Below are 22,222 nucleotides of genomic sequence, written 5' to 3'. Positions count from 1 at the left end.
TCCTATTCGTCTACGCCGTATTTTTTATCTAACGTATTCATTTTGAAAACGTACACAAAAATCAAAGCAACAAAGGTATAAATCGCGCCTTGCTGGGCGAACCAGAAGCCAAGTTTAAACCCAAAAAAACGTACTTCATTAAGTACATCAACCAGTAATATGCCAAAGCCAAAAGACACGACAAACCACACTGCTAACAGTTTAAATAACAGCGAAATGTTTTCTGCCCAATAAGCTTTTGCTTGTTCTTCATCTTTAAAAGCCATTTTTGTTTTCCCCTTTAAGCACCGCAATATCGCGATGAGTGGTTTTTTATCTTCGCTTACCAATTTAGCAACGCTGGTTACATATTGAATTGAGACCATAGTCGTAACAGCTTGTTAACGTTTACGTAAACTGTATTTATCATTCAAGCGTGTTTTATATATTTTTATATTATTTCAATTACTTAGGCTGTTTTTGTAAGCTGGCTTTATGATTAAATTGATAAGTTGGTCATTAATGCGACATTAGTCTAATGTCAAGGGTGTTTTATTTTTACTGTTAATATTCAGTAAGATATAAATAAAATAAAAGTTTTATTTTAAATTCAACCCTCACACTTAACCTCAGTTCTGGTATTGTGTTAATCCCTCATACGGATGAGGGATTATTTAAAATAATAAGGTTTAATAACAACATGACTGCCGTACTCATTATTGTTGCTTTAAGTTATATAGGTGTGCTGTTTTGGCTTGCCAATTGGGGCGATAAAACAACCCCTTTAGCAAAGCGTATTAGCCATCACCCATTTGTGTATTCACTCTCACTCGGGATTTACTGTACCTCTTGGACTTATTACGGTTCGGTAGGAACAGCCGCCACCAGCAGTTGGAGTTACTTGCCAATATTATTAGGCCCTGCGTTGCTGTTTTTATTCGGCCAAGGATTTTTACGTAAGCTGGTACTGGTAAGTAAAAAACAAAATATAACTACTATTGCTGACTTTATTTCAGCTCGTTACGGCAAACGTCAAACTACAGCAATAATGGTTACTGTAATCGCATTACTGGCAACCATTCCCTACATTGCACTGCAATTAAAAGCGCTTAGTACAAGCTTTTTACTTTTGCAAAACAGTAATAAAATATCCGGCGATATGCTCGCGCTTTCTGCCACACTAATTATGGCTTTATTTGCTATATTTTTTGGTACTCGCAAAGTTGATGTAACTGAATATCGCTCTGGCTTAATGCTTGCTGTTGCATTTGAATCTATGATCAAACTTATTGCTCTTATTGCCGTTGCGGGGCTTGCAGTATTTACACTTTTTAATTTACCCGAAGCCACCACGAACAAAGTAACTGAGTCTATTTGGGGTCACTGGAGCGATTTTAACTTTTTTAGCTTTAACTTTATTGGCCAGTCTTTAATGGCTGCAGCGGCTATTATATGTTTGCCTCGCCAGTTTCATGTAACCGTGGTCGACAACCAAAACAAACGCCACTTACTTACCGCTCGCTGGGCTTTTCCGCTGTATTTACTACTAACAGCCGCAATGATTTTACCTATTGCGACTGCGGCCATTCATCCTGAAATTGGCAGCGGCTATTCACCCGACAGCTTTGTACTTGCCCTACCGCTAATTAACGACAATGCATTCTTAACCACTTTTGTATTTATAGGTGGACTATCTGCCGCCACCGCAATGATAGTGGTAGCAACGCTTACATTAAGCACGATGATTTCAAACGATGTGGTATTGCCGTTAATGCTGCGTAGAAAGTTTAAACGTAACTTAATTACCAGCAGTTATAAGTCTCGTATATTACTTGTAAGGCGCTTTGCTATTGCAGGCATATTAATTTTGGCCTATTTCTATCAGCAATGGTTTGGCCATAGTAGCGCACTGGCCAGTATGGGCTTGGTCGCATTTTCACTTGTTACCCAATTGCTACCCTCTATTGTGGGTGGTTTATATTGGCGAAAAGGTCATGCTTATGGGGTGTATGCGGGTTTGGTAGCAGGCTTTATTTGCTGGATACTATTTTTAATGCTGCCAATACTCGATGCCGGCACAACCCTTGATAGCGAGCTGCAACAAACGCTTATAACGCGTGGAACCTTGATAGCTTTGTTTGCCAATATTGGTTGTTATATTAGTTTTTCACTTGGGGCTGAGGAGCGCTTAATTGATAAAATTCAGGCCGCTGCTTTTGTTAACCCTAAAGATCAGGCTATTTTATCAAGGCGCTTAAATAAAGACGTAAAAGCCACCGTTTACGACTTTAAAATACTACTGCAAACATTTCTAGGTATTCAGCGCAGCCAACAAGTACTGGCCCATTACGCACTCGCCCATCATTTAAGTGATAACAACGCACACCCAGAGCCTGAATTTATAGCTTACTGCGAACGCGCATTAACGGGCGTGCTTGGTGCATCGTCGGCACAAGCGTTAATACATACGGTATCGTCGGGTAAACGTATGGCGTTTGAGGAAGTAGTAAACTTTTTTGACGAAACCACACAAGCGTTGCAATTTAATCAAAATCTGTTATTTACCTCACTCGAAAATTTAAGTCACGGTATTTCAGTTGTTGATAAAGATTTAAAACTCGTTGCATGGAACAAACGCTACAATGAAATGTTTGGCTACCCTGAAGGCTTTTTAGAAGTAGGCCAACCCATAGAAGACATTATTAGATACAACGCTAACCGTGGTGAATGTGGCCCTGGTGAAATAGAACGCCAAGTAGAAAAACGTGTACAGCATTTAAAATATGGCAGCTCGCATCATTTTATTCGCCACCGTCGTAATGGCCAAGTATACGAAATGATTGGTAATCCGCTGCCCGATGGCGGATTTGTTACCAGCTTTTCGGATATTACAAACCACATAAGTACGCAAAATGCACTTGAAGAAGTAAACATGGATCTTGAAAATCGCATAGAAGCACGTACTCAAGAAGTGCAAACTATTAATAAAGACTTACAAGCTCAAATAGATAGTCGTGTACAAACCGAGCAAGCACTTACTTTAGCTAAACGAGAAGCAGAGCAAGCCAACGACAGTAAAACGCGCTTTTTAGCACTGGCGAGCCACGATATTTTACAACCGTTAAATGCAGCACGTTTATACCTTGCCGCCATTGACGAAAAGCAACTCGACAGCACTAACCAAAACAGCTTTGAAAAGTTAGGCGACAGTCTCGATTCAACCGTGCATTTAATGTCGGCATTGCTTGAAATAGCTAAGCTTGAGCAAGGCGCTATGACCCCTACCCCTCGCCACTTTTATATTGAAGATATTTTAGCGCCACTGCAAAGTGAATACGCTATTTTATCAAGTGATAAAGGTCTTAAACTTAGTGTGCGTTCAAACCAGCAAATTGTGCACAGCGATATAACCTATCTGCGCCGAATTATTCAAAACTTGGTCTCTAATGCAGTTAAATACACCGATAATGGTCGTGTATTAATTGCCTGCAGGAACCGGAAGCACAATTTACGAATAGAAGTATGGGATACAGGCCCCGGTATTAGCGAAGTAGAGCAAGCCAAAATATTTAACGACTTTTACCGTGTGGAGTCGGGCGATAACAAAGGCGTAGGCTTAGGCTTAGGTGTTGTAAAACGTATGGCTGACTTATTAAGTTTGCCGCTTGATGTGCATTCTGAGCCAAATAAAGGTAGCCGCTTTAGCATTGAGGTACCTTATGGTGACGAGCAGTTTGTACAACAAAAAAGTACTACAAACAGCCTAATAGAAAACCGTGCAGCAATTAATATTGTTGCCGTAGACGACGACCCTGAAAATTTAGCAGCAATGGCAAGCTTACTTAAAAAGTGGCAAGCTAATTACACCCTTTTTGATAACGTAGATAATGTACTGGCGCATGCTAAAGAAAACGGTGCACCCGATGTTATTTTAATGGACTACCAATTAGGCAATGACTGCGATGGGATAACGCTAATTAAAACCCTGCGCGAAATTTGGCAAAGCCAAGTCCCTGCTATTTTAATTACCGCCGTGCGCGACACCGAGCTTAAGCAAGAAACCAAAGCCGCTAATATTCATTATTTAAGTAAGCCAATTAAACCGGGCAAACTAAAGGCACTGCTTAATCACAGTACATAGTGATCTAGTTAAAAGTGTTCTAGTTAAAAGCTATCAAGTAATAGCGTAAAACAAAAAGCCCAGTATCTTCACTGGGCTTTGCTTTATAAAGTGTTCATAAAATTAAACTGGATTTACTCGGCTTCTAAGCTTTTGGAACAACCAACTTAACCCCACCAATGAAAGCCCTAATCCAATAAACGAAAGCGCTTTAAGTAAGCCCTCCAAGTTAGCCATATCAATTAAAAACACTTTAACAATAACGGCAGCTAGTATGCCCAGGCCTACTTTTTGTATTAATAATTGATTTTTTAAATGCCCAAAAATAACAGTACCCGCCCCCAATACTAACCAAATAACAGAGTAACTATAAAGCTCTGCATTGCTTGCGCCTTTGGATAAGTAAATATAAGGACCTTGCCAGTACTGACGAATAAAGCTGTTTATTGCCAATAATATAAAGCCACCTGCAACGGCCAATATAAATGGCGTAGCTTTAGCATTTATTGGTTTTACAAGCTTGGCCAGCCAAAGCGTTAATCCTGCAGGAACTAACCACAATAGTAATAACCAGTTAAATATTGGCAGCTCACCTATGTAAAGTGATTCAAATAATGGGTTATCGTCAAGTAGTGTTTTAATAGCAAAAAACCCTGCTAACCCCGCAAGTGCAAAACCCGCCACTTTATATAACTTAGCTAAAGTACCGGCAAGTTTTGCTCTGTGTAAATACACACACCCTAATGCCAGCCAGTTACAGGTAAGGAGTATTTGTTCGTAAAAGTTAAGTGAATCAAATTGCGGATAATGCCCTACTAACTGATAACTTGTTTCGGTAGTAATAAAAAGCGCTAAACAATGAAGAGCTGCACCTTCGAGCCATATTTTAAGTTTTGATGAGTCAAAGCACTTAGCTGCGGCAAAAAATAACGCGATACATAACGGATAAACCACAATACTCCAATGTAAGCCAAATACCGTAAGTGCATCGGAACTTGGTGTCCAAGGTGCGAGCGTTAAGCGCAGTAATAACGCAGCAACCAAGGCTTTTATAGGCCAATGCGGCATAGGCACGTTATAGCGTTTAATAAGTACGCTTATAAGTAATACTTGTACAGCAAGTGCAATGGTTAGGCCGCTGTCACTTAGTAGCATGGTAATTGCTAACGTAATATTGGCATTAGCCCCTACCCAATAAGTAAAACGCTGAAAAAGCGTTGTATTATGTTGCGCACACTTTATTAAAATAGCCGCCACTACAAACAATGCAACGGCCCAAAGTGGATATGCAGTACTTAACGCAGAATTAGGAATATGCGTATATAAAGTCGCTATCATTACAAATGCACTAAATGCCCCCGTAATATGAAACGCTAAACGCTTAATCTGTTTTTTACCGTAATAAAGCCCAAAAGCGGTAAGTAACAACCCGAGTAATAAACCCAAACCATACTCATTTTTGAATATAAAGAGGGCGTCATCAAATAGATTTGGCGAAAGATGCGTGCGCTGAGCGCCTAATACTAATAGCGTTGAAATAACTAACGCTACGCCCTGCCAAATATCCCAACGGCTATTTTTAAGGACTAAAAATAACACCAATACAATACTTAACACGCCGATTGCTTGCCACTGCATATCAAAGTGACTGATCAACATAGTAGATATTAAGGGCGCTATAAAAGCGAGTAGTAATGCATGATCTGGAAGCACTTTAAGTAAACGTTTTAAACTGTGCGGGCGATGTTCAATAACATTCAGTTTTAGACCTAAGCGCGGTATAGCAATTAACCCTACAATACTAAGTAAAGCAAATGCCCCCATTAACCAAACGGTATTAACTTTAAGTAGCGTAAAACCAACTAAATACCAGCCAATGTGCCCTGCCCATAATAAATACCACAACCAAGCTCGCTGCACTTTATGTGCAACTAACGCAGCCGACAAACTTACAAAACCAACATACATAAATAACGTAAACAAGTTACCGCTGCCTGTATTAACCCATATTGGTACGCTGTAAGCGCCAATAATACCAAGCACGGCCAATAGCGGGCCTAACCTAAGCGCCATAGCACTTGCGCTAATTGCAATAACTGCCAGTGCAAAAAATGCCACGGTAGGGCTCAGCATGTCGTAACTGCTGTAAGCTAAAAGCGTTAAAGCAAAACAGGTAATAAACCCGCCGCTTGCAAGCGCTGCGGGTATGTAATTATTAAAGCCTTCAAATACAATGCGTTTATGGTGTAAATAAGCTGCGGCTGCAATTAGGCCAAGCCCAAATAAGCCGCCTAAACTCAACCTCATTACAGGCGATAATAATCCCGCTTCTAGGCTGTATTTAGCTAAAAAGATGCCCCCAAACGCAAGCGCTATTGCGCCTATCCAGGTCATCCAGTTCTCTTCAAACCCTGCGCGCAATTTATTAAATAGTAATTCTATGGCTGATGCTTCAGCTGGTTTGGCTTTTTTAGGAGGCGCTGATAGCTGATTTATTACAGGTGGCGACGCGTTTTGGGACGTTAAGCTTGGCTGTGCTTTATGAGCAATTGGCTCTGATCTTGAAAGCGCTGCCTGAGCCGTAGATGCTTCACTTTGAGGTTCACTTTGCGATATCGATTTATGTGTTTGTAGATGTGTTATTTTGGCCCTTAAAACAGCAACTTCTTGTTTTAATGCATTTAACTGCACTAGCGCTATTAAGCCGCAAATAGCACCGGCAACTACAACCAGTATTACTATGACGGCTAACCCAACTAAATCATCCATGGCACACTCTTATTAATTATTATGCCCTGAGTGTACCTAATTATTAATGAGTAGGTAAATTTTGTTCAATAAAAAAGCCTAAGTACTTAAAGTGCTTAGGCTTTATGCTACTTAATATGTTTAGGTTTATTCAACACTATCGGTAATAGTGCGCTCTAGGGTCATCTTATAACCAGAGCTTGTTGTTTCATCATGCTCTAAAATCAATATGTAGTTACCCTCTTGTGTAAAGTCCATATCGCTTTGTTGAATAAGCACAATTTGCTGGCCGTTGTCTTCGTAAACAACATAAACCGTGTAAATTTCGTTATCTACAACCTGCTCTTCTTGGTCATACTTATCTAGGCCATCGACTACGTTACTGGTGTCGTCTACCGTTTCGCCGTTAAGTGTAAAGTACACATCTACATCTGAAACCGACTGCCCTGCGTAGCTTTCAATTAGGTTTACAACCGATACCGTATGGCTGTAACTGCTTGGTGTTAGATTTTCTTCAACGCTCATCATACGTAAACCGTTATCTGCGTCGTTATAAAAAATACCCACCGCACTTTGCTCGCGCTCTAGCGTCATTAAAAAGTTATCAGCTAGTTTTGTACCTTCTTCGTCGTACATCGCTACGCTGTAACTATTAGGCGAAAGTTCAACATAATCGGTATAAGAGTCACTAGCGACTGTATTTGTTGTGTTTACAGTTGTACCGCGTGTAGCAGAAAAGCTTACTGGCGAGTAGTCATCAACGGTATTTATAAAACGTAATTGCCCCAGAGCAGATTGGTGTTTAAGCTCAGTAACGTAGTTATTATCGGTTACTACATCAAGCGTAATGCCGCCTTCTTCTGTTGCATAACTTGGGCGGATCATTGCTACATAACTTGCTTCATCGTATAAATAAACAGATGACGACTCGTACACAACATCACTGCTGCCCGCTTGAGTTATATAAATAGTGTAATAACCTTCATCAACGCTTTGCAGATCTAACTCACTTAAATATTGAGCTGATGAGAAAAGTGTCGCGCTTTCAAATACACCATCATCAGTTGCTAAGTAAATATCGTAGTTAGTGTCCTCTCCTGCAATATTATAAAACCCTAAGTTAAACTCACCCGTATCGCTTGTAATAGGTACGCTAAGCTCTGTAAATGTAGGTTCATCAAAGTTACCACTCATTACTATTAACTGTGTTTTGTCACCCTTAATAGAAATTTCTTGATCGCTAATTGTTATATAGCTGTCGTTAGCATCTAGGTACTCAAAACTTACATCATAAGTGTCTGTGCTGTAGTTATGGCGAGTAGTTACATCAGCAAAATCAGCGCCTGAGCGCTCTGTTTCTTCAACAAACAAACGTGTGTATGGGCTATTGTAAGAGCCGTTATACAATTGGATGTAACCTGTAGAGCTTGAGCTATCGTCAGAGCCGCAGCCCGACAAAATAGTAATTAGACTTAAGGGTAATGCAGCTTTTAAAAGGGAGTTAGTCATTAAGGTTATTCCTTATTATTAATATCCCCATTATGACCCAAACATTCTATTTTAATTTCATGATTTACAAAGCATTACCCTCACTGACATTTCCTTACGAAAACGTTAAAAAGTGTAGTAAATGTGCAAACAATAAGGACGTGTTTTTATATAATTAAAACGCTTATGGGGCAATTTCAAAACGATCTCGGCCTGTTTTTTTAGCTACGTATAGAGCTTGATCGGCACGCTTCATGACTTTATCGAGGGGCTCGTTAGGGGTTTGTTTTGCTACGCCAATACTTACTGTTAAATGGCGCGTATTTTTAACATTGATAGTGTGCGCAAGGTCTATTAATTGCTGACAAAACTCACTAACTTGCTCTATATTACTTGTTGGTAAATAACCTCCAAACTCCTCACCGCCCAAGCGAGCAAACTGCGCGTTTCCTTCAAATGCATTATTGTATGTAGTTGCTAACTGCTGAAGAATTGAGTCGCCCACATCATGGCCAAACTCATCATTAATAGACTTAAAATGGTCTATATCAATAATTAAAATAACATAAGATACAATGTTTGCACTTTTAACATGTCGATAAAAATAGCGCCTATTATGCACTTTAGTTAAGTCATCTATTATTAACTCTGCGGCTAACCTATTATTAATACTTTGTACAAAGCGCATAGTTTTAAATAAACCATAAGAAGTTAAAAGCATGCCGCTGGTTCTACATAAGTCTTCAAAATAAACACTTACCCAGTAAGGCTGTACAACTAACTCATCAAGCACGTCTGCCGTGGTACCAATACTCCATAGTAATAAACCAAAGCTAGAAAAAATATATGCTTTTTTAGATAGATCAGAGCATTGAACCATCCAAAACAGAAATATAATGACAGCTAAATTAATAAAATCGGTAGTAAAACCGTACACATTGTTTTGAACTTGTAAGGGAGGAAAGCTAGTTAGGGAGTAGGCTGAAAAAATAGCAATATAGATCAATAAAGCTAAACTTAAAACTTTATTGATCAAAGGCATTTTATAAAAGTTAGAAAGTTTAACGGTAAGTTTTACTGTTTCAATCATATTAATTGCTAGGTTTTTCAGTACTTCATTTGAAAACTATAGCACAATAATAAAAACCATCACGAAGATGAAAACCGTAATCCCCCTCAAATTTAAACTTAAACTACGGTACTAAATCCCCACAATCCCAACACTAAAATAGTAATGCCAATCATCGCTTTAGTTTTATGTTTACTAATGATTCGCTCAGCTTCATTACCTGCATAATAAACAATAATAGCCAGACCAAAGTAACGAATAGAACGCGCGATACCCGAAGCCAATAAAAATAGCCAAATAGAATACTTAGTCGCGCCTGCTGCAAGCATCGCTATTTGAAACGGAATGGGCACAATACCCAGTGTTATTACAAACCAAAAACCTTGATCTTGCATTTGCTGCTTAACGTTTTCAAATTGCTCAGGGCTCGAAAACGTATTAATAATCCAATCACCAACCGCATCAAATAAATAATAACCCAACGCATAACCAAACAATGCACCCACTATGCAACCTAAAGTCGCCATTAAGGCGATAAGCCATAGCTTTTCTCGACGAGCCTGCATAAGAGGCACAAGCACTGCTTCAAGTGGAATAGGAACTATGGTTGACTCTAAAAACGACGCCACTGTAATACCGCTAAGCATATGCTTAGAGTCAATAAAATTACGCGTTTTTTCTTTTAGCTTTTTTTGAATTGCCATAGTAAATCCTTTTCACTTATCAGTAAGAACAAGATTATTCAATGAGCTAATAATTACATATTTAGGTTAATACACGCTGAAAACAGTGTAGTAAATCTACAGGTCTTAGGACGTATTGATCTTTGTGGATTGAAATTTGTTCAATCCAAGGAAGATTAAATCGCGACGCGAGGTTTGTAACCTAGTAGGCTCGGTAACTGCTCCTGCGTTACCCTACTGGCTTACATCCATGTAAGAATAAGTAAAAATCGAGCAAAGCTTCCGCGTCCTGCTCACGCCCCTTACCTACATACATGTAGGCACAAAGAGTTAATCGTCCCTAGAAAAAACCCAGAGGGCAGCGCATTTGGTATTTATGCTGCGTTATCGCCTTATTTATGGGGAATAACCACACTACATAGGCTCTGCCTTGCCTAAAAACCAAACACACAGCTGCAAATTCAACAACCAATGATCAATACGCCCTACTGCGTTAACAAATTAGTAATATCCATAAGAATATTTTATTATGTGTCAATGCAGTTAAATACCTACCAAAGCAGTTAAAAACTTATGCAAAGTGCGCGTTTTATTCCTTTTAGAAAACAAGATATTGTCGATATGTGTAGCGAAGAGCTTAAAAGCAGTACACAAAAAACATCGTTTAAACAATTTTGCGATTTACTAGCAAGCCTTATTCATTACGATTACCACGCAACACTTGAATCACTTAAAAACAACTACGCCCCTTTTGATCCCAATAGTGATACGCGATCATTAGCGCCAGTATCGGCTGATCAAAAAGCGCAGTGCCAACGTGAGTTTGCTAAAGATTTTGCCAAGGTGCTTAATGCCGCTAATTTTGAAGTGATCACCAATGAAGACTTACAAGATGCATTAAATGAAGAGTCGCTATTTAAGGTGCGCCTTGAAGTTGAATTTGACGACTTTGAAGAAGTCGTATTTTATCGCCGTGGCGAGTCGCAACTCACTGAAACGATTACCAGCTTTTGGGGCCTTCGTAAAAAGCCGCTGCACTTTACTAATTACGACCGAGTAGCCGTGTTTATTCGCTTTAAAGATAGTGCTTATTTTGAAGCTAAAAATAAAACGCCTTTAGGGTTTGAGCCAAGTTCGACCATAGTTAAGCTGTTTCAAAATGTGCCAAAAGCCGATCTCGAAATGCTATTTCCTAACAGTGAAGTACGCATGCGCCCTATTGATAAAGCAATTATTGGCTCATCGGCTTTAATTGGCGGTGCGGTGGTACTTATAACTAAGCTTGGTGCATCAATTTTATTATTGCTTGCTCTGTTTGCTTTTTGGGGTGGTTTTAGAAGTGAAGCTGTAGAAATGACGCAACAACACTTTATTACCTTTGCTATTGGCATGGGAGTATTTGGCAGCTTTATTTTTAAAGAGTGGAGTAAGTTTAAAAACCGTAAAATTAAATTTATGAAAGCACTTAGCGATAACCTCTACTTTAAAAACCTTGATAACAACGCCGGTGTTTTTCACACCCTTATAGACGCCGCCGAAGAAGAAGATATAAAAGAAGCGCTGCTTGCGTATACGTTTTTACTAAAATCAGAAAGCGGCTTAACCGCCCAAACGCTTGATGAACAAATAGAGCATTGGTTTAAAAGCAAATACCAGTGCGATCTTGATTTTGAAATTAGCGATGCGCTTGAAAAGTTGGAGCGTATGCGCTTAGTAACGTGCACTAATGATGTGTATAGCGCAATAAATTTGGAACACGCAAAAACTATTTTGGATGAGCGCTGGGATAACTTGTTTCAATATAATTAACCTGCAAAGTTTACTTAACAACAAAAAGCAGCTGAAATTTCAGCTGCTTTTTACGTTATGTATTGAGCTTCAACTGGCTAAGCTGCTTGATGCCTATTAAACTTTGCATGCACTAATTTATAAAGTGCAGGCAATATTAATAGCGTAAGTAAGGTTGATGAAATAATCCCGCCAACCACAACCGTAGCCAGCGGCCTTTGTAGCTCAGCGCCGGTGCCAGTATTTAGCGCCATAGGAATAAACCCTAAACTTGCCACTAAAGCGGTCATAAGTACTGGGCGCAGGCGCGAAAGTGCACCGGTTTGTATTGCATCGATTAAACTAAGCCCATCAGCTCTTAATTGTTTAATAAACGACAGCATAACCACACCATTTAATACCGCTACACCACTTAGCGCTATAAACCCCACACCTGCTGATATTGAAAGCGGCATATCGCGTAATAGTAACGCAAGCACACCACCGGTCAGTGCAAGTGGCACGCCGCTAAATATAATTAACGAATCACGAAGTGAATTAAACGCACTGTAAAGCAGGCCAAATATAAGCAATAAAGTAACTGGCACCACCAGCGATAACCGCTTACTTGCCGATTCTAATTGCTCAAATGTGCCGCCGTATTCAATCCAATAACCACTTGGTAAATTAAGATCTGAATTTAAAGCGGCTTGTGCATCACTTACAAAGCTTGCTAAATCACGCCCTTCTACATTTGCAGTAACAACAACATTACGCTTACCGCTTTCACGGTTTATTTGATTAGGCCCTTTATCAATACTAATATTTGCAACTTCCCCTAGCGGTACAAATGCAAGGTCTGGGTTGGCACTTTTGGGCACGGCCACTGGCAAACGCGCAAGCTGTGATACATCGTTTGACCAGCGCTCATCTAAACGCACTAATAACGAAAAGCGTTTATCGCCTTCATAAATAAGCCCGGTTTGTACACCGCCTACCGCAGCACTTACACTTTGCTGTATATCGGTTACTGTTAAACCTAACAGCGCCATATGATCGCGAAGCGGCGTTACCGAAAGTGTAGGCAAACCTTCCATTTGCTCAAGGCGTACATCAGTTGCGCCTGTAATGTTTTGCACCAAGGCTGTGGCTTTTTCGCCATACTGTTTTAATGTTGATAAATCATCGCCATAAATACGCACCGCAACGTCGGCGCGCACGCCTGCTATTAACTCGTTAAAACGCATTTCTATAGGTTGCGTAAACTCATAATTATTACCTGGTACTTCATTTACTAAATGGCGAATTTGCTTAACCAGCTCTTCTTTACTTAAAGCGGGATCAGGCCATTGTTCGCGCGGCTTTAACATTAAAAAGGTATCGGCAACGTTAGGTGGCATAGGATCGTTTGCTACATCTGGGGTGCCAATTTTTGAAAATACTTTTTCAACTTCAGGTATGTCTAAAATGGCTTGCTCTAGCTCTTTTTGCATTTTTACCGATTGTTCAATACCGGTGCCGGTAATGCGCAGTGCGTGCATCGCTATATCGCCTTCATCAAGCTGCGGTAAAAATTCAGCGCCCATATTTTTAACTTTAAAACCAAGTACAATTACAAGCACAGCGGCAATGCTTAACATTACCCATGGCAACTTAAGCGATAAACCAAGTAGTGGTTTGTAGCCTCTTTTTATACCGCGCATAACTGCATTTTCGCTCTCGCTCACCTTGCCACGTACACATACCGCAATAGCGGCAGGTACAAAGGTAACAGCAAAAATAAGTGCGCCAACTAGTGCGGCTACAACCGTAAATGCCATTGGCTGAAACATTTTGCCCTCTACACCACTAAGCGCAAACAGCGGCAAATACACCAGCATAATAATTAAAATGCCAAACACCGCTGGGCTAAATACTTCTTTAGTAGCGGCGGTTACAACACTTAAACGCTCATTTAATGTAAGTAGCCGGCCATGTTTATGCTGCGCAAGGCCAAGTTGCCTTAAACAGTTTTCAACCACAATTACAGCGCCATCAACTATTAAACCAAAGTCGATTGCGCCTAGGCTCATTAGGTTACCCGATACACGATTACCTACCATACCGGTAATGGCAAATAACATGCTAAGCGGAATAACCATTGCCGTAATAAGCGCGCCGGTTACATTACCTAATAACAGCAGCAAAATAACAATCACTAATACAGCGCCTTCAAACAGGTTAGTTTTTACAGTGTCTATGGTTTTATCAACAAGGGTTGTGCGGTCATAAACTGCTTCTACCACAACACCTTCAGGCAAGCTTAGCTGTACGGCTTTGAGTTTATCTGCCATCGATTTTGCCACTACGCGGCTGTTTTCGCCAATTAGCATCATGGCGGTGCCGAGCACGGTTTCTTTACCATTATAAGTAGCAGCGCCGGTTCTAAGCTCTTTACCTAAACGCACATTTGCTACATCTTTAATCCGTACTGGTGCATCATCGCGCTTAGCAACTACAGTATTGGCTATATCATCAATGGTTTTTAATTGCCCTGGTGAGCGCACTAAATATTGCCCATCAAAGCGTTCTATAAACCCTGCGCCTTGGTTGCTATTATTTAATTTAAGTGCAGTAATTACATCGCTTAGCGTGAGCTTATAAGCGAGTAGTTTTTCAGGCACGGGGGCTACTTGGTACTGGCGCTCAAAGCCACCTTGGCTGTTTATTTCGGTAACACCTTTTACTTTTAATAGCTGCGGGCGAATAACCCAATCTTGCAGAGTACGTAAATCCTCTGCGTTAAATGGCGTGCCATCGTCTTTTGATGCGCCTTTATTTGCATGCACAGAGTAAGTAAAAATCTCCCCTAGCCCGCTGGCAATTGGCCCTAAGTTTGGCTCAATATTGGCTGGCAAGTCTGAGCGAATACTTTGAATGCGCTCTGATATTTGCTGGCGCGCCCAGTAAATATCGGTGCCTTCGTTAAAAATAACGGTAACTTGCGAAAGTCCATAACGCGAAATCGAACGAGTGTAATCAAGCTTTGGTATGCCCGCCATAGCGGTTTCAATTAAATAGGTAATGCGCTGCTCTGCTTCAAGCGGGGTAAACCCGGGCGCTTTTGTATTTATTTGTACTTGCACATTAGTTATATCGGGTACGGCATCAACGGCTAAATTTTGTGTGTTGTATACACCAAACCCAGCAAATAAAAGCGTGAGCGCAAGCACCATCATTCGGCGTTTAACCGCAAAAGAAACTATCCAATCAATCATGCTGCCTCCTAGTGTGAGTGGCTTGCGCCGCTTTTTAAAATATCGGCTTTAATTACATAACTGTTTTGCGTTACGTACTCACTATTTGGCGAGAGCCCCTCAAGTACCTCTACCCACTCGCTGTTTTTAGCACCAAGCTTTACAGGGCGTACTTCAAATACATTGCCGCTTTTAATAAACACACTAGGTTTGCCGTTAAATTCCTGCACAGCTGTAGCCTTTACTCGCACTGCAGCATCTACTTTTGCAGTACTAATGTCGCTATTAACATGCATACCAGGACGCCAATGACCATTAGGGTTTTTAAGCTCGATTCGCGCACGCGCAATATGCCCGCCGCTCATCATCGGGGCTATGTAAAACACCTCACCTTGCGCATTTAAATGATGATGTAAATCGTACACTTTTGCGCTTTGTCCTATGGCGAGCTTTTCAATATTTTCAGGAAAAGCCGAGAGCTCGACCCATACGGTTTCAAGGTTTACTATTTGCATTAATGCGCTATTGGCAAGCTCACCGCGCTTTAAATATTGCTCGGTAATAACGCCTGTAATTGGGCTTTTTATGGTGTAATTTTGCAGTGTTTCGCGGTTGGTTATACTGGCAAGCTTATCGCCTTTTTTAACGTTTTGACCAATGCTTACAAAGATATCGTTAACTAAGCCGGTATAAGGCGCCATTACTTCAACGGTGCCGTGCGCGGTGGGTGCTATAACACCAAATAGAGTATCTGTTAGTTCAACGCTACCTGCTTTTGCTATCTCGGTTTTAATTCCTGCGCGTTCAATTGCTTGGGAGCTTAGCGTTGCACGCCCTTCTTCTTGCTCATAATGATAATTTATTTCAACGCCTTTATAGCGTGCCATTACATCAAGCTTAAAAGAATGCGGCTCGTTTACGCTCACGGTACTTACTAAATAGTCATCTTCAGCTTTGAAGCGAATAAGCTGTGGCTCTTCACTTAAACGTTGCACGTTTATGGTTACGTCTAACTGGTTTATATCCACAGCTTTATCGTTATTAAACCCATATATTCGCAGCTCGGTATTACCTGCAAACTGGGTTAACTTAAGCTCTAAATCAAGGGCGTTATTGGTTAGTAAAAATCCGCCGTGTGGGCCTTTTTGTGTGTGTTCGTCTTTGTGGCCTTCTTCGTGACCTTTTTCGTGATGGCTATCAGATGCCATAGCCGTGCTACTTAAAAATGGGAGTGTAAATAATTGCGTTATAAATAATGCGATAAGAGTGTTATTCATGATTGATGAGTCTCAATTAAAGGTTGGCCAGTTAAACGCTCAAGGGTAAGCAGCACTTGATATAGCTCGCTATGGATGTTGATAAGTGCGCGTTTAGAATCAAATAAAGCTTGCTGTGCGTCGAGTAATTGCAACACCGATATTTGCCCTTGTTGATAGCTTTTTAAACTTTGTTTTATAAGCGTTTGTGCTTGTGGAATAACTTGCTGTGTTAATAGCTGTGCCTGCGCAGTTTTACCTTGGTAATACGCATACAAAGTGCGTATTTGCTGGCGTAGCTGAACACGTAATTGCCCTTGTTGCTCATTAAGTAGCGTAAGTTGATGCTTTGCAGCCTCAATATTACCGCTATTAGAATTGCTTAATTGCAGTGGCATTGAAAAAGAAAACACCAACGAGCTGGCATCAGTTTGCTGGTTATATCGCACGCCACCACCCAGGGTTAAATCGCTTTGCCCGCTTGAGAGTTGCAGCGACAAATTAGCCGTTTGCTGCATATATTGCTGCTGCAGCAGTGCAAATTCAGGTGCTGTATTTACCGCATCAAGTAGCACTGCTTCACTTTTAACAGCAGCTATTTGTGATAAATCGCCAGCATAGTAATCACTCACTTGCGGCTCTTGCCAAAGCTCGGTTAGAGCTAAGCGCGCACGCTCAAATTCGCTATTTAGCATCAGCGTATTTAAATCTACTTGGCTTAATGCATAACGCATGCGGGTTACATCAGCACTTGAGGCTGCACTCGCTTTAGCGCGTTTTTCAATTGCGTTAAGTGCCTGCTTAACGGTGTTTTTACGCTCACTATTTAAAGCAATTAACGCCTGAAATTTAAGTATTTGGTAATAGCGCTCAGCGGTGGTTGCTAAAAGTGCTAACCGAGTATTTTTATACTCAATTGTTTGCGCTTTTATATTGGCAGTGGCGTAATTAATACGGTTTTGCCGTTTATCGCCCAGCTCTATTAATTGACTTAAAGCCAGCGTGTACTGCGCCCCCGAAAACGCATGAGAGCCGTGAGTTCCTAAAAAGTTTTCAGCTTCAAAACTCAGCTCAGGATTAGGTGAAAGCGCAGCTTGGGTTTTAAGCGCCGTTAATATTTTTTGATGATACGGGTAGCGTTTAAGTTCAGCATTTTGCTGCTCGGTATTTTTAAGCGCTTGCTTTAGCGTTAATACGTTTTGAGGCTCATTTTTTGCCAAAACGCTCATTGCAGGTAATGCGCACAGTAGCGCCACCAGCATAAGTGGTTTTTTATTCATATAGCATGTCCGTTTTTTAACAAACAGAGTTGACTTAATCACTACGCCTATTTTAAAAACAAGCGCAATTAAGCAACCTAAATATGTACATAACTAGCCTTATAGCGCACAGGCGCAGGCAGTTATTTACAAAGTGTTTAAAATTAAAAACTAGCTATAAAAATTTGGTGGCGGAACATCTGGTGGATAGTTTAAACCGCTATAGCACGCAGGCAGTGTAGCTTGGCTTTGCTCAGGGCTTATAGAGTGATTTAGCGTACTGTAGTAACCACAGTGGCAATGCTGATGGGCATGTATTTCAGTAGGTGATTGCGCATCTTCATCGTTTACATTTGCTTGAGAATGAACATGCGTAGCATGAACAACTTCTTCTTGCAGATGATACGCCGCCGCATCACAGCTAATAAAGCTGTGCACAAGCACTAAAAGTATCACGACTAAAAAGTAGTTTGAGCGCATTACCTACCTAAAAACTCTAAAATGCAATTTAAGAAATCGCACAATACCTTAAATTTATTCAAATGTAGAGAGCCGCTTACGTTATTTTCTAAATTCACTTGGTGATATACCCACTGATTTTTTAAACCGTTTAGAAAAATTAAATATATTAGGATACCCCACGTAAGCAGCAATATGAGCAACAGGCCAGCGGGTATTTAGTAGTAAGCTTTTAGCTCGTTTAATGCGTAAATAAATAAGCTGCTGCATAGGGCTTTTACCAAATTGCGCTTGGCATAACCTATGTAAATGCGGTGCTGAGTAATGCACGTGCTCGCACATAACTTCTATTGTCCAATCAAACTGTAAGCGCTCTTCTACCTCTAAAAACAAGCTGGTTAATCTGTTTTGCCCACCTATTTGCGGCTCGCTTTGCAACGTAGTGTTTAAATAGTGGCTTAAAATAGGCATAACACCTTCGCGCAAAGTAGCGTTACTTTCGCTATATAAAAGCTCCATAGCTAAATGTAATGGCGCTAATTGCTGATTAGTTAATACCTTAGCCTGTGCTAAATTTAAATGTTGCCAACGTTTAGTGTTTGCAAGGTTTAGCCAAATCACATCCCACTTTTCGCTTGCTATTTTAACCTCAAAACTTTGCCTTGCAGGCAATATAGCTAAGCTATTTTCAGTTAATGAGTATTGGTTATTAACTGTTTTAAGTGTGCCCTGACCAGCCAAAGTATAAAAAAGAGTGTGTTCAAGCGGGTTAGTACGTGCAACACAATAGTCACCCAATAAATTAGAGCAACCTGCCAGCTCTATTTCAAGGTTTGGCATTTGCGAAAGCGTGGTTAAATCAATAAACCGCTCTGTACACTCTGGGCCAATATCGAGTACATCTACAATAGTGTTGCGCATAATCTAAAATGATAGTTTTGGACAAATAAAAGAGAGCTTTAAGCATAACCCCAACGCATTATTTTAGCTATATTTAAGCCACTATAATTGCCATACATGCAATAGGACACTAATGAACTCACTACAACACATAATTAACCGCCGTGATTGGGAAAACCCAATTTCGGTGCAAGTTAATCAAGTAAAAGCGCACAGCCCACTCAATGGATTTAAAAGCGTTGACCATGCCCGTACTAACACACAATCACAAAAACAAAGTTTAAACGGCCAATGGGATTTTAAATTATTCGATAAACCCGAAGCGGTTGATGGATCACTGCTAAGTGAAACACTAAGCAAAGATTGGCAAAGTATTCCAGTGCCTTCTAACTGGCAGTTACACGGCTTTGATAAACCAATTTACTGTAATGTTAAATACCCATTTGCAGTTAACCCGCCATTTGTACCAAGCGATAACCCAACAGGTTGCTACCGCACTGAGTTTTCTATTACGGCGGATCAATTAGCGCAGCGTAACCATATTATTTTTGAAGGCGTAAACTCGGCATTTCACCTTTGGTGTAACGGTCAATGGGTGGGTTATTCGCAAGATAGCCGCTTACCAAGCGAATTTGATTTAAGCGAACTGTTAGTAGTAGGCACCAACCGTATTGCGGTTATGGTTATTCGCTGGAGCGATGGCAGTTATTTAGAAGATCAGGACATGTGGTGGCTAAGCGGTATTTTTCGCGATGTTAACTTACTTACAAAACCACAAAACCAAATACGTGATGTGTTTATAACCCCCGATTTAGACGCTTGCTATCGCGATGCAACGCTACATATAAAAACGGCGATAAATGCGCCAAATAACTACCAAGTAGCAGTACAGGTTTTTGATAATGAGCAAGCACTCTGCGAGCCACACATACAAAGCACTAACAATAAACGCGTTGATGAAAAAGGCGGCTGGAGCGATGTTGTATTTCAAACAATTGATATACAAAGCCCTAAAAAGTGGACCGCCGAAACCCCATACTTATACCGCTGCGTTGTAAGCCTGCTAGATGAGCAAGGCAACACAGTAGATGTTGAAGCCTATAACATTGGTTTTAGAAAAGTGGAAATGCTTAACGGACAGCTTTGCTTAAACGGCAAACCGCTACTTATTCGCGGTGTTAACCGCCACGAACACCACCCAGAAAACGGCCACACAGTAAGCACCGCCGACATGATTGAAGATATTAAGCTGATGAAGCAAAATAACTTTAATGCTGTACGTACTGCTCACTATCCTAACCACCCGCGTTTTTACGAGCTGTGCGACGAGCTAGGTTTATACGTAGTGGACGAAGCAAACATAGAAACCCATGGCATGTTCCCAATGGGTAGGCTTGCCAGCGATCCACAGTGGGCTGGTGCATTTATGTCGCGCTATACTCAAATGGTTGAGCGCGATAAAAACCACGCCTCTATTATTATTTGGTCACTGGGTAACGAATGCGGACACGGCGCCAACCACGATGCTATGTACGGATGGTCAAAAAGCTTTGACCCTTCTCGCCCAGTGCAATACGAAGGTGGCGGCTCAAATACCACAGCAACCGACATTATTTGCCCAATGTATGCCCGTGTAGATACACATGTTGCCGATGACGCCGTACCAAAATATTCAATAAAAAAATGGCTAAGCCTACCGGGTGAAACTCGCCCGCTTATTTTATGTGAGTACGCCCATGCAATGGGTAACAGCCTAGGTAGCTTTGACGATTACTGGCAAGCATTTAGAGAATACCCACGCCTGCAAGGTGGCTTTATTTGGGATTGGGTAGACCAAGGTTTATCTAAAACTGATGAAAATGGTGAGCATTATTGGGCTTACGGCGGCGATTTTGGTGATGAACTAAATGACCGCCAATTTTGTATTAACGGCTTATTATTCCCTGACCGCACGCCGCACCCTAGCCTGTTTGAAGCAAAATACAGCCAGCAGCATTTACAATTTACGCTGCGCGAGCAAACTAAAAATCAATACACCATTGATATATTTAGCGATTACGTATTTAGACACACAGATAATGAAAAGCTCGTTTGGCAGTTAATGCAAAATGGCATCTGTGTTGAACAAGGCGAGCATGTACTTAATATTGCTCCGCAAAGTACGCACACGTTAACAATTAAAACTAAAATAGCGTTTGAGCAAGGTGCGCAATATCACCTTAATTTAGATGTAGCACTAATTAACGACTGTAGCTTTGCAAGTGCCGAGCATGTATTAAACACCGAGCAGTTTAAGCTTATAAATAGTAATAATTTAAACAGTGAATCATTTGCACCAACTACAGAGCAAAGCGCTACAAGTGTTAACGAAACCGACTCTCAACTAAGTATTGAAAACGATAAGTTTAAACTTGTTTTTAGTAAGCAATCAGGGCTTATAGAGCAGTGGTTACAAAACGATACTCAGGTTATTAGTAGCCCACTGGTTGATAACTTTTATCGCGCCCCGCTTGATAACGACATAGGCGTAAGCGAAGTAGATAACCTAGATCCTAATGCATGGGAGGCACGTTGGTTACGTGCAGGTATAGGGCAATGGCAGCGCACATGTAGCTCAATTCACGCAGTGCAATCAAGCGTTGATATACGTATTACTTGTGTATTTAATTATGAATTTAACGGCGTGCTACAAGCAAAAACACAATGGCTATATACACTAAATAATACCGGTAATATTAGCTTAAATGTTGATGTGCACTTAAACGATACACTTCCGCCAATGCCGCGTATAGGACTAAGTACAACGCTTAACAAGCAAAGCGATACAAAAGTAAACTGGCGTGGTTTAGGGCCTTTTGAAAACTACCCAGATCGCAAAGCCGCAGCACGTTTAGGTTATTACAGCTTAAGTTTAAATGAGCTACATACCCCGTATATTTTCCCAACCGATAACGGCCTGCGTAGTGATTGCCAATTACTGCGTATTAATAATTTAACCGTAACCGGTGCGTTTTTATTTGCAGCCAGTGAGTATTCGCAAAGTATGTTAACGCAAGCGAAACACACAAACGAACTCATTGCTGATGATTGCGTACACGTACATATTGATCATCAACATATGGGGGTTGGTGGCGATGATTCATGGAGCCCAAGTACCCATAAAGAATATTTACTTGAGCAAAAGCAGTACAGTTATTCTTTAACATTATCTGCTGAATAATTTAAACAAAAATAGCGGCCAAATTGGCCGCTATTTTT

13 protein-coding genes are annotated in these 22,222 nt (G+C 40.7%); 3 read left to right on the top strand and 10 right to left on the bottom strand.

Annotation, left to right across the window (positions count from 1 at the left end):
• Window positions 1-2: 2 nt before the first annotated feature.
• A complete protein-coding gene (locus H5089_RS07340) occupies window positions 3-266 on the bottom strand; it encodes a DUF4212 domain-containing protein (protein WP_002961535.1) in 264 nt (87 codons plus the stop codon).
• A 413-nt stretch (window positions 267-679) separates the two neighbouring features.
• Here H5089_RS07340 and H5089_RS07335 point away from each other — a divergent pair, with 413 nt between their 5' ends.
• A complete protein-coding gene (locus H5089_RS07335) occupies window positions 680-4,120 on the top strand; it encodes a PAS-domain containing protein (protein ID WP_182696468.1) in 3,441 nt (1,146 codons plus the stop codon).
• Window positions 4,121-4,222: 102 nt separating this feature from the next.
• Here the strand turns inward: H5089_RS07335 and H5089_RS07330 are convergent, their stop codons facing one another.
• The 4 genes from H5089_RS07330 to H5089_RS07315 form a co-directional block, all read right to left on the bottom strand.
• Window positions 4,223-6,868 carry a DUF2339 domain-containing protein gene (locus tag H5089_RS07330; RefSeq protein ID WP_182696467.1) on the bottom strand — a complete coding sequence of 882 codons (2,646 nt, stop codon included), beginning with the start codon at window positions 6,866-6,868 and terminating at the stop codon, window positions 4,223-4,225.
• A gap of 126 nt (window positions 6,869-6,994) precedes the next feature.
• A complete protein-coding gene (locus H5089_RS07325) occupies window positions 6,995-8,356 on the bottom strand; it encodes a hypothetical protein (protein WP_182711869.1) in 1,362 nt (453 codons plus the stop codon).
• Window positions 8,357-8,519: 163 nt separating this feature from the next.
• Window positions 8,520-9,425 carry a GGDEF domain-containing protein gene (locus H5089_RS07320; RefSeq protein WP_182711868.1) on the bottom strand — a complete coding sequence of 302 codons (906 nt, stop codon included), beginning with the start codon at window positions 9,423-9,425 and terminating at the stop codon, window positions 8,520-8,522.
• 98 nt (window positions 9,426-9,523) lie between these two features.
• A complete protein-coding gene (locus H5089_RS07315; protein WP_182711867.1) occupies window positions 9,524-10,108 on the bottom strand; it encodes a YqaA family protein in 585 nt (194 codons plus the stop codon).
• Window positions 10,109-10,660: 552 nt separating this feature from the next.
• Here H5089_RS07315 and H5089_RS07310 point away from each other — a divergent pair.
• The gene (locus tag H5089_RS07310) at window positions 10,661-11,896 is read left to right on the top strand and encodes a TMEM143 family protein (protein ID WP_182711866.1); all 1,236 of its coding nucleotides are present in this window, start codon (window positions 10,661-10,663) and stop codon (window positions 11,894-11,896) included.
• Between the two features lie 77 nt (window positions 11,897-11,973).
• Here the strand turns inward: H5089_RS07310 and H5089_RS07305 are convergent, their stop codons facing one another.
• From H5089_RS07305 to H5089_RS07285, 5 genes are all read right to left on the bottom strand, one after another.
• Window positions 11,974-15,111 carry an efflux RND transporter permease subunit gene (locus tag H5089_RS07305; protein ID WP_182711865.1) on the bottom strand — a complete coding sequence of 1,046 codons (3,138 nt, stop codon included), beginning with the start codon at window positions 15,109-15,111 and terminating at the stop codon, window positions 11,974-11,976.
• 8 nt (window positions 15,112-15,119) lie between these two features.
• Window positions 15,120-16,367: an efflux RND transporter periplasmic adaptor subunit gene (locus tag H5089_RS07300; RefSeq protein WP_182711864.1), complete on the bottom strand. Its 1,248-nt coding sequence runs from the start codon at window positions 16,365-16,367 to the stop codon at window positions 15,120-15,122.
• The gene (locus H5089_RS07295; protein WP_182711863.1) at window positions 16,364-17,626 is read right to left on the bottom strand and encodes a TolC family protein; all 1,263 of its coding nucleotides are present in this window, start codon (window positions 17,624-17,626) and stop codon (window positions 16,364-16,366) included. The genes H5089_RS07300 and H5089_RS07295 overlap by 4 nt, the downstream gene beginning before the upstream one ends.
• A 150-nt stretch (window positions 17,627-17,776) precedes the next feature.
• Window positions 17,777-18,085: a DUF2946 family protein gene (locus tag H5089_RS07290; RefSeq protein ID WP_182711862.1), complete on the bottom strand. Its 309-nt coding sequence runs from the start codon at window positions 18,083-18,085 to the stop codon at window positions 17,777-17,779.
• Window positions 18,086-18,166: 81 nt separating this feature from the next.
• Window positions 18,167-18,985, bottom strand: a complete 819-nt coding sequence (locus H5089_RS07285) for an AraC family transcriptional regulator (RefSeq protein ID WP_024595140.1) — start codon at window positions 18,983-18,985, stop codon at window positions 18,167-18,169.
• 112 nt (window positions 18,986-19,097) lie between these two features.
• Between H5089_RS07285 and H5089_RS07280 the strand changes: the two genes are divergently transcribed.
• The gene (locus tag H5089_RS07280) at window positions 19,098-22,184 is read left to right on the top strand and encodes a beta-galactosidase (RefSeq protein WP_182711861.1); all 3,087 of its coding nucleotides are present in this window, start codon (window positions 19,098-19,100) and stop codon (window positions 22,182-22,184) included.
• Window positions 22,185-22,222: the final 38 nt, after the last annotated feature.

The sequence above is a fragment of the Pseudoalteromonas sp. SR45-1 genome (assembly GCF_014163655.1).
Lineage (GTDB): Bacteria > Pseudomonadota > Gammaproteobacteria > Enterobacterales > Alteromonadaceae > Pseudoalteromonas > Pseudoalteromonas distincta.
This window is presented reverse-complemented; position numbering and strand designations above follow the sequence as displayed.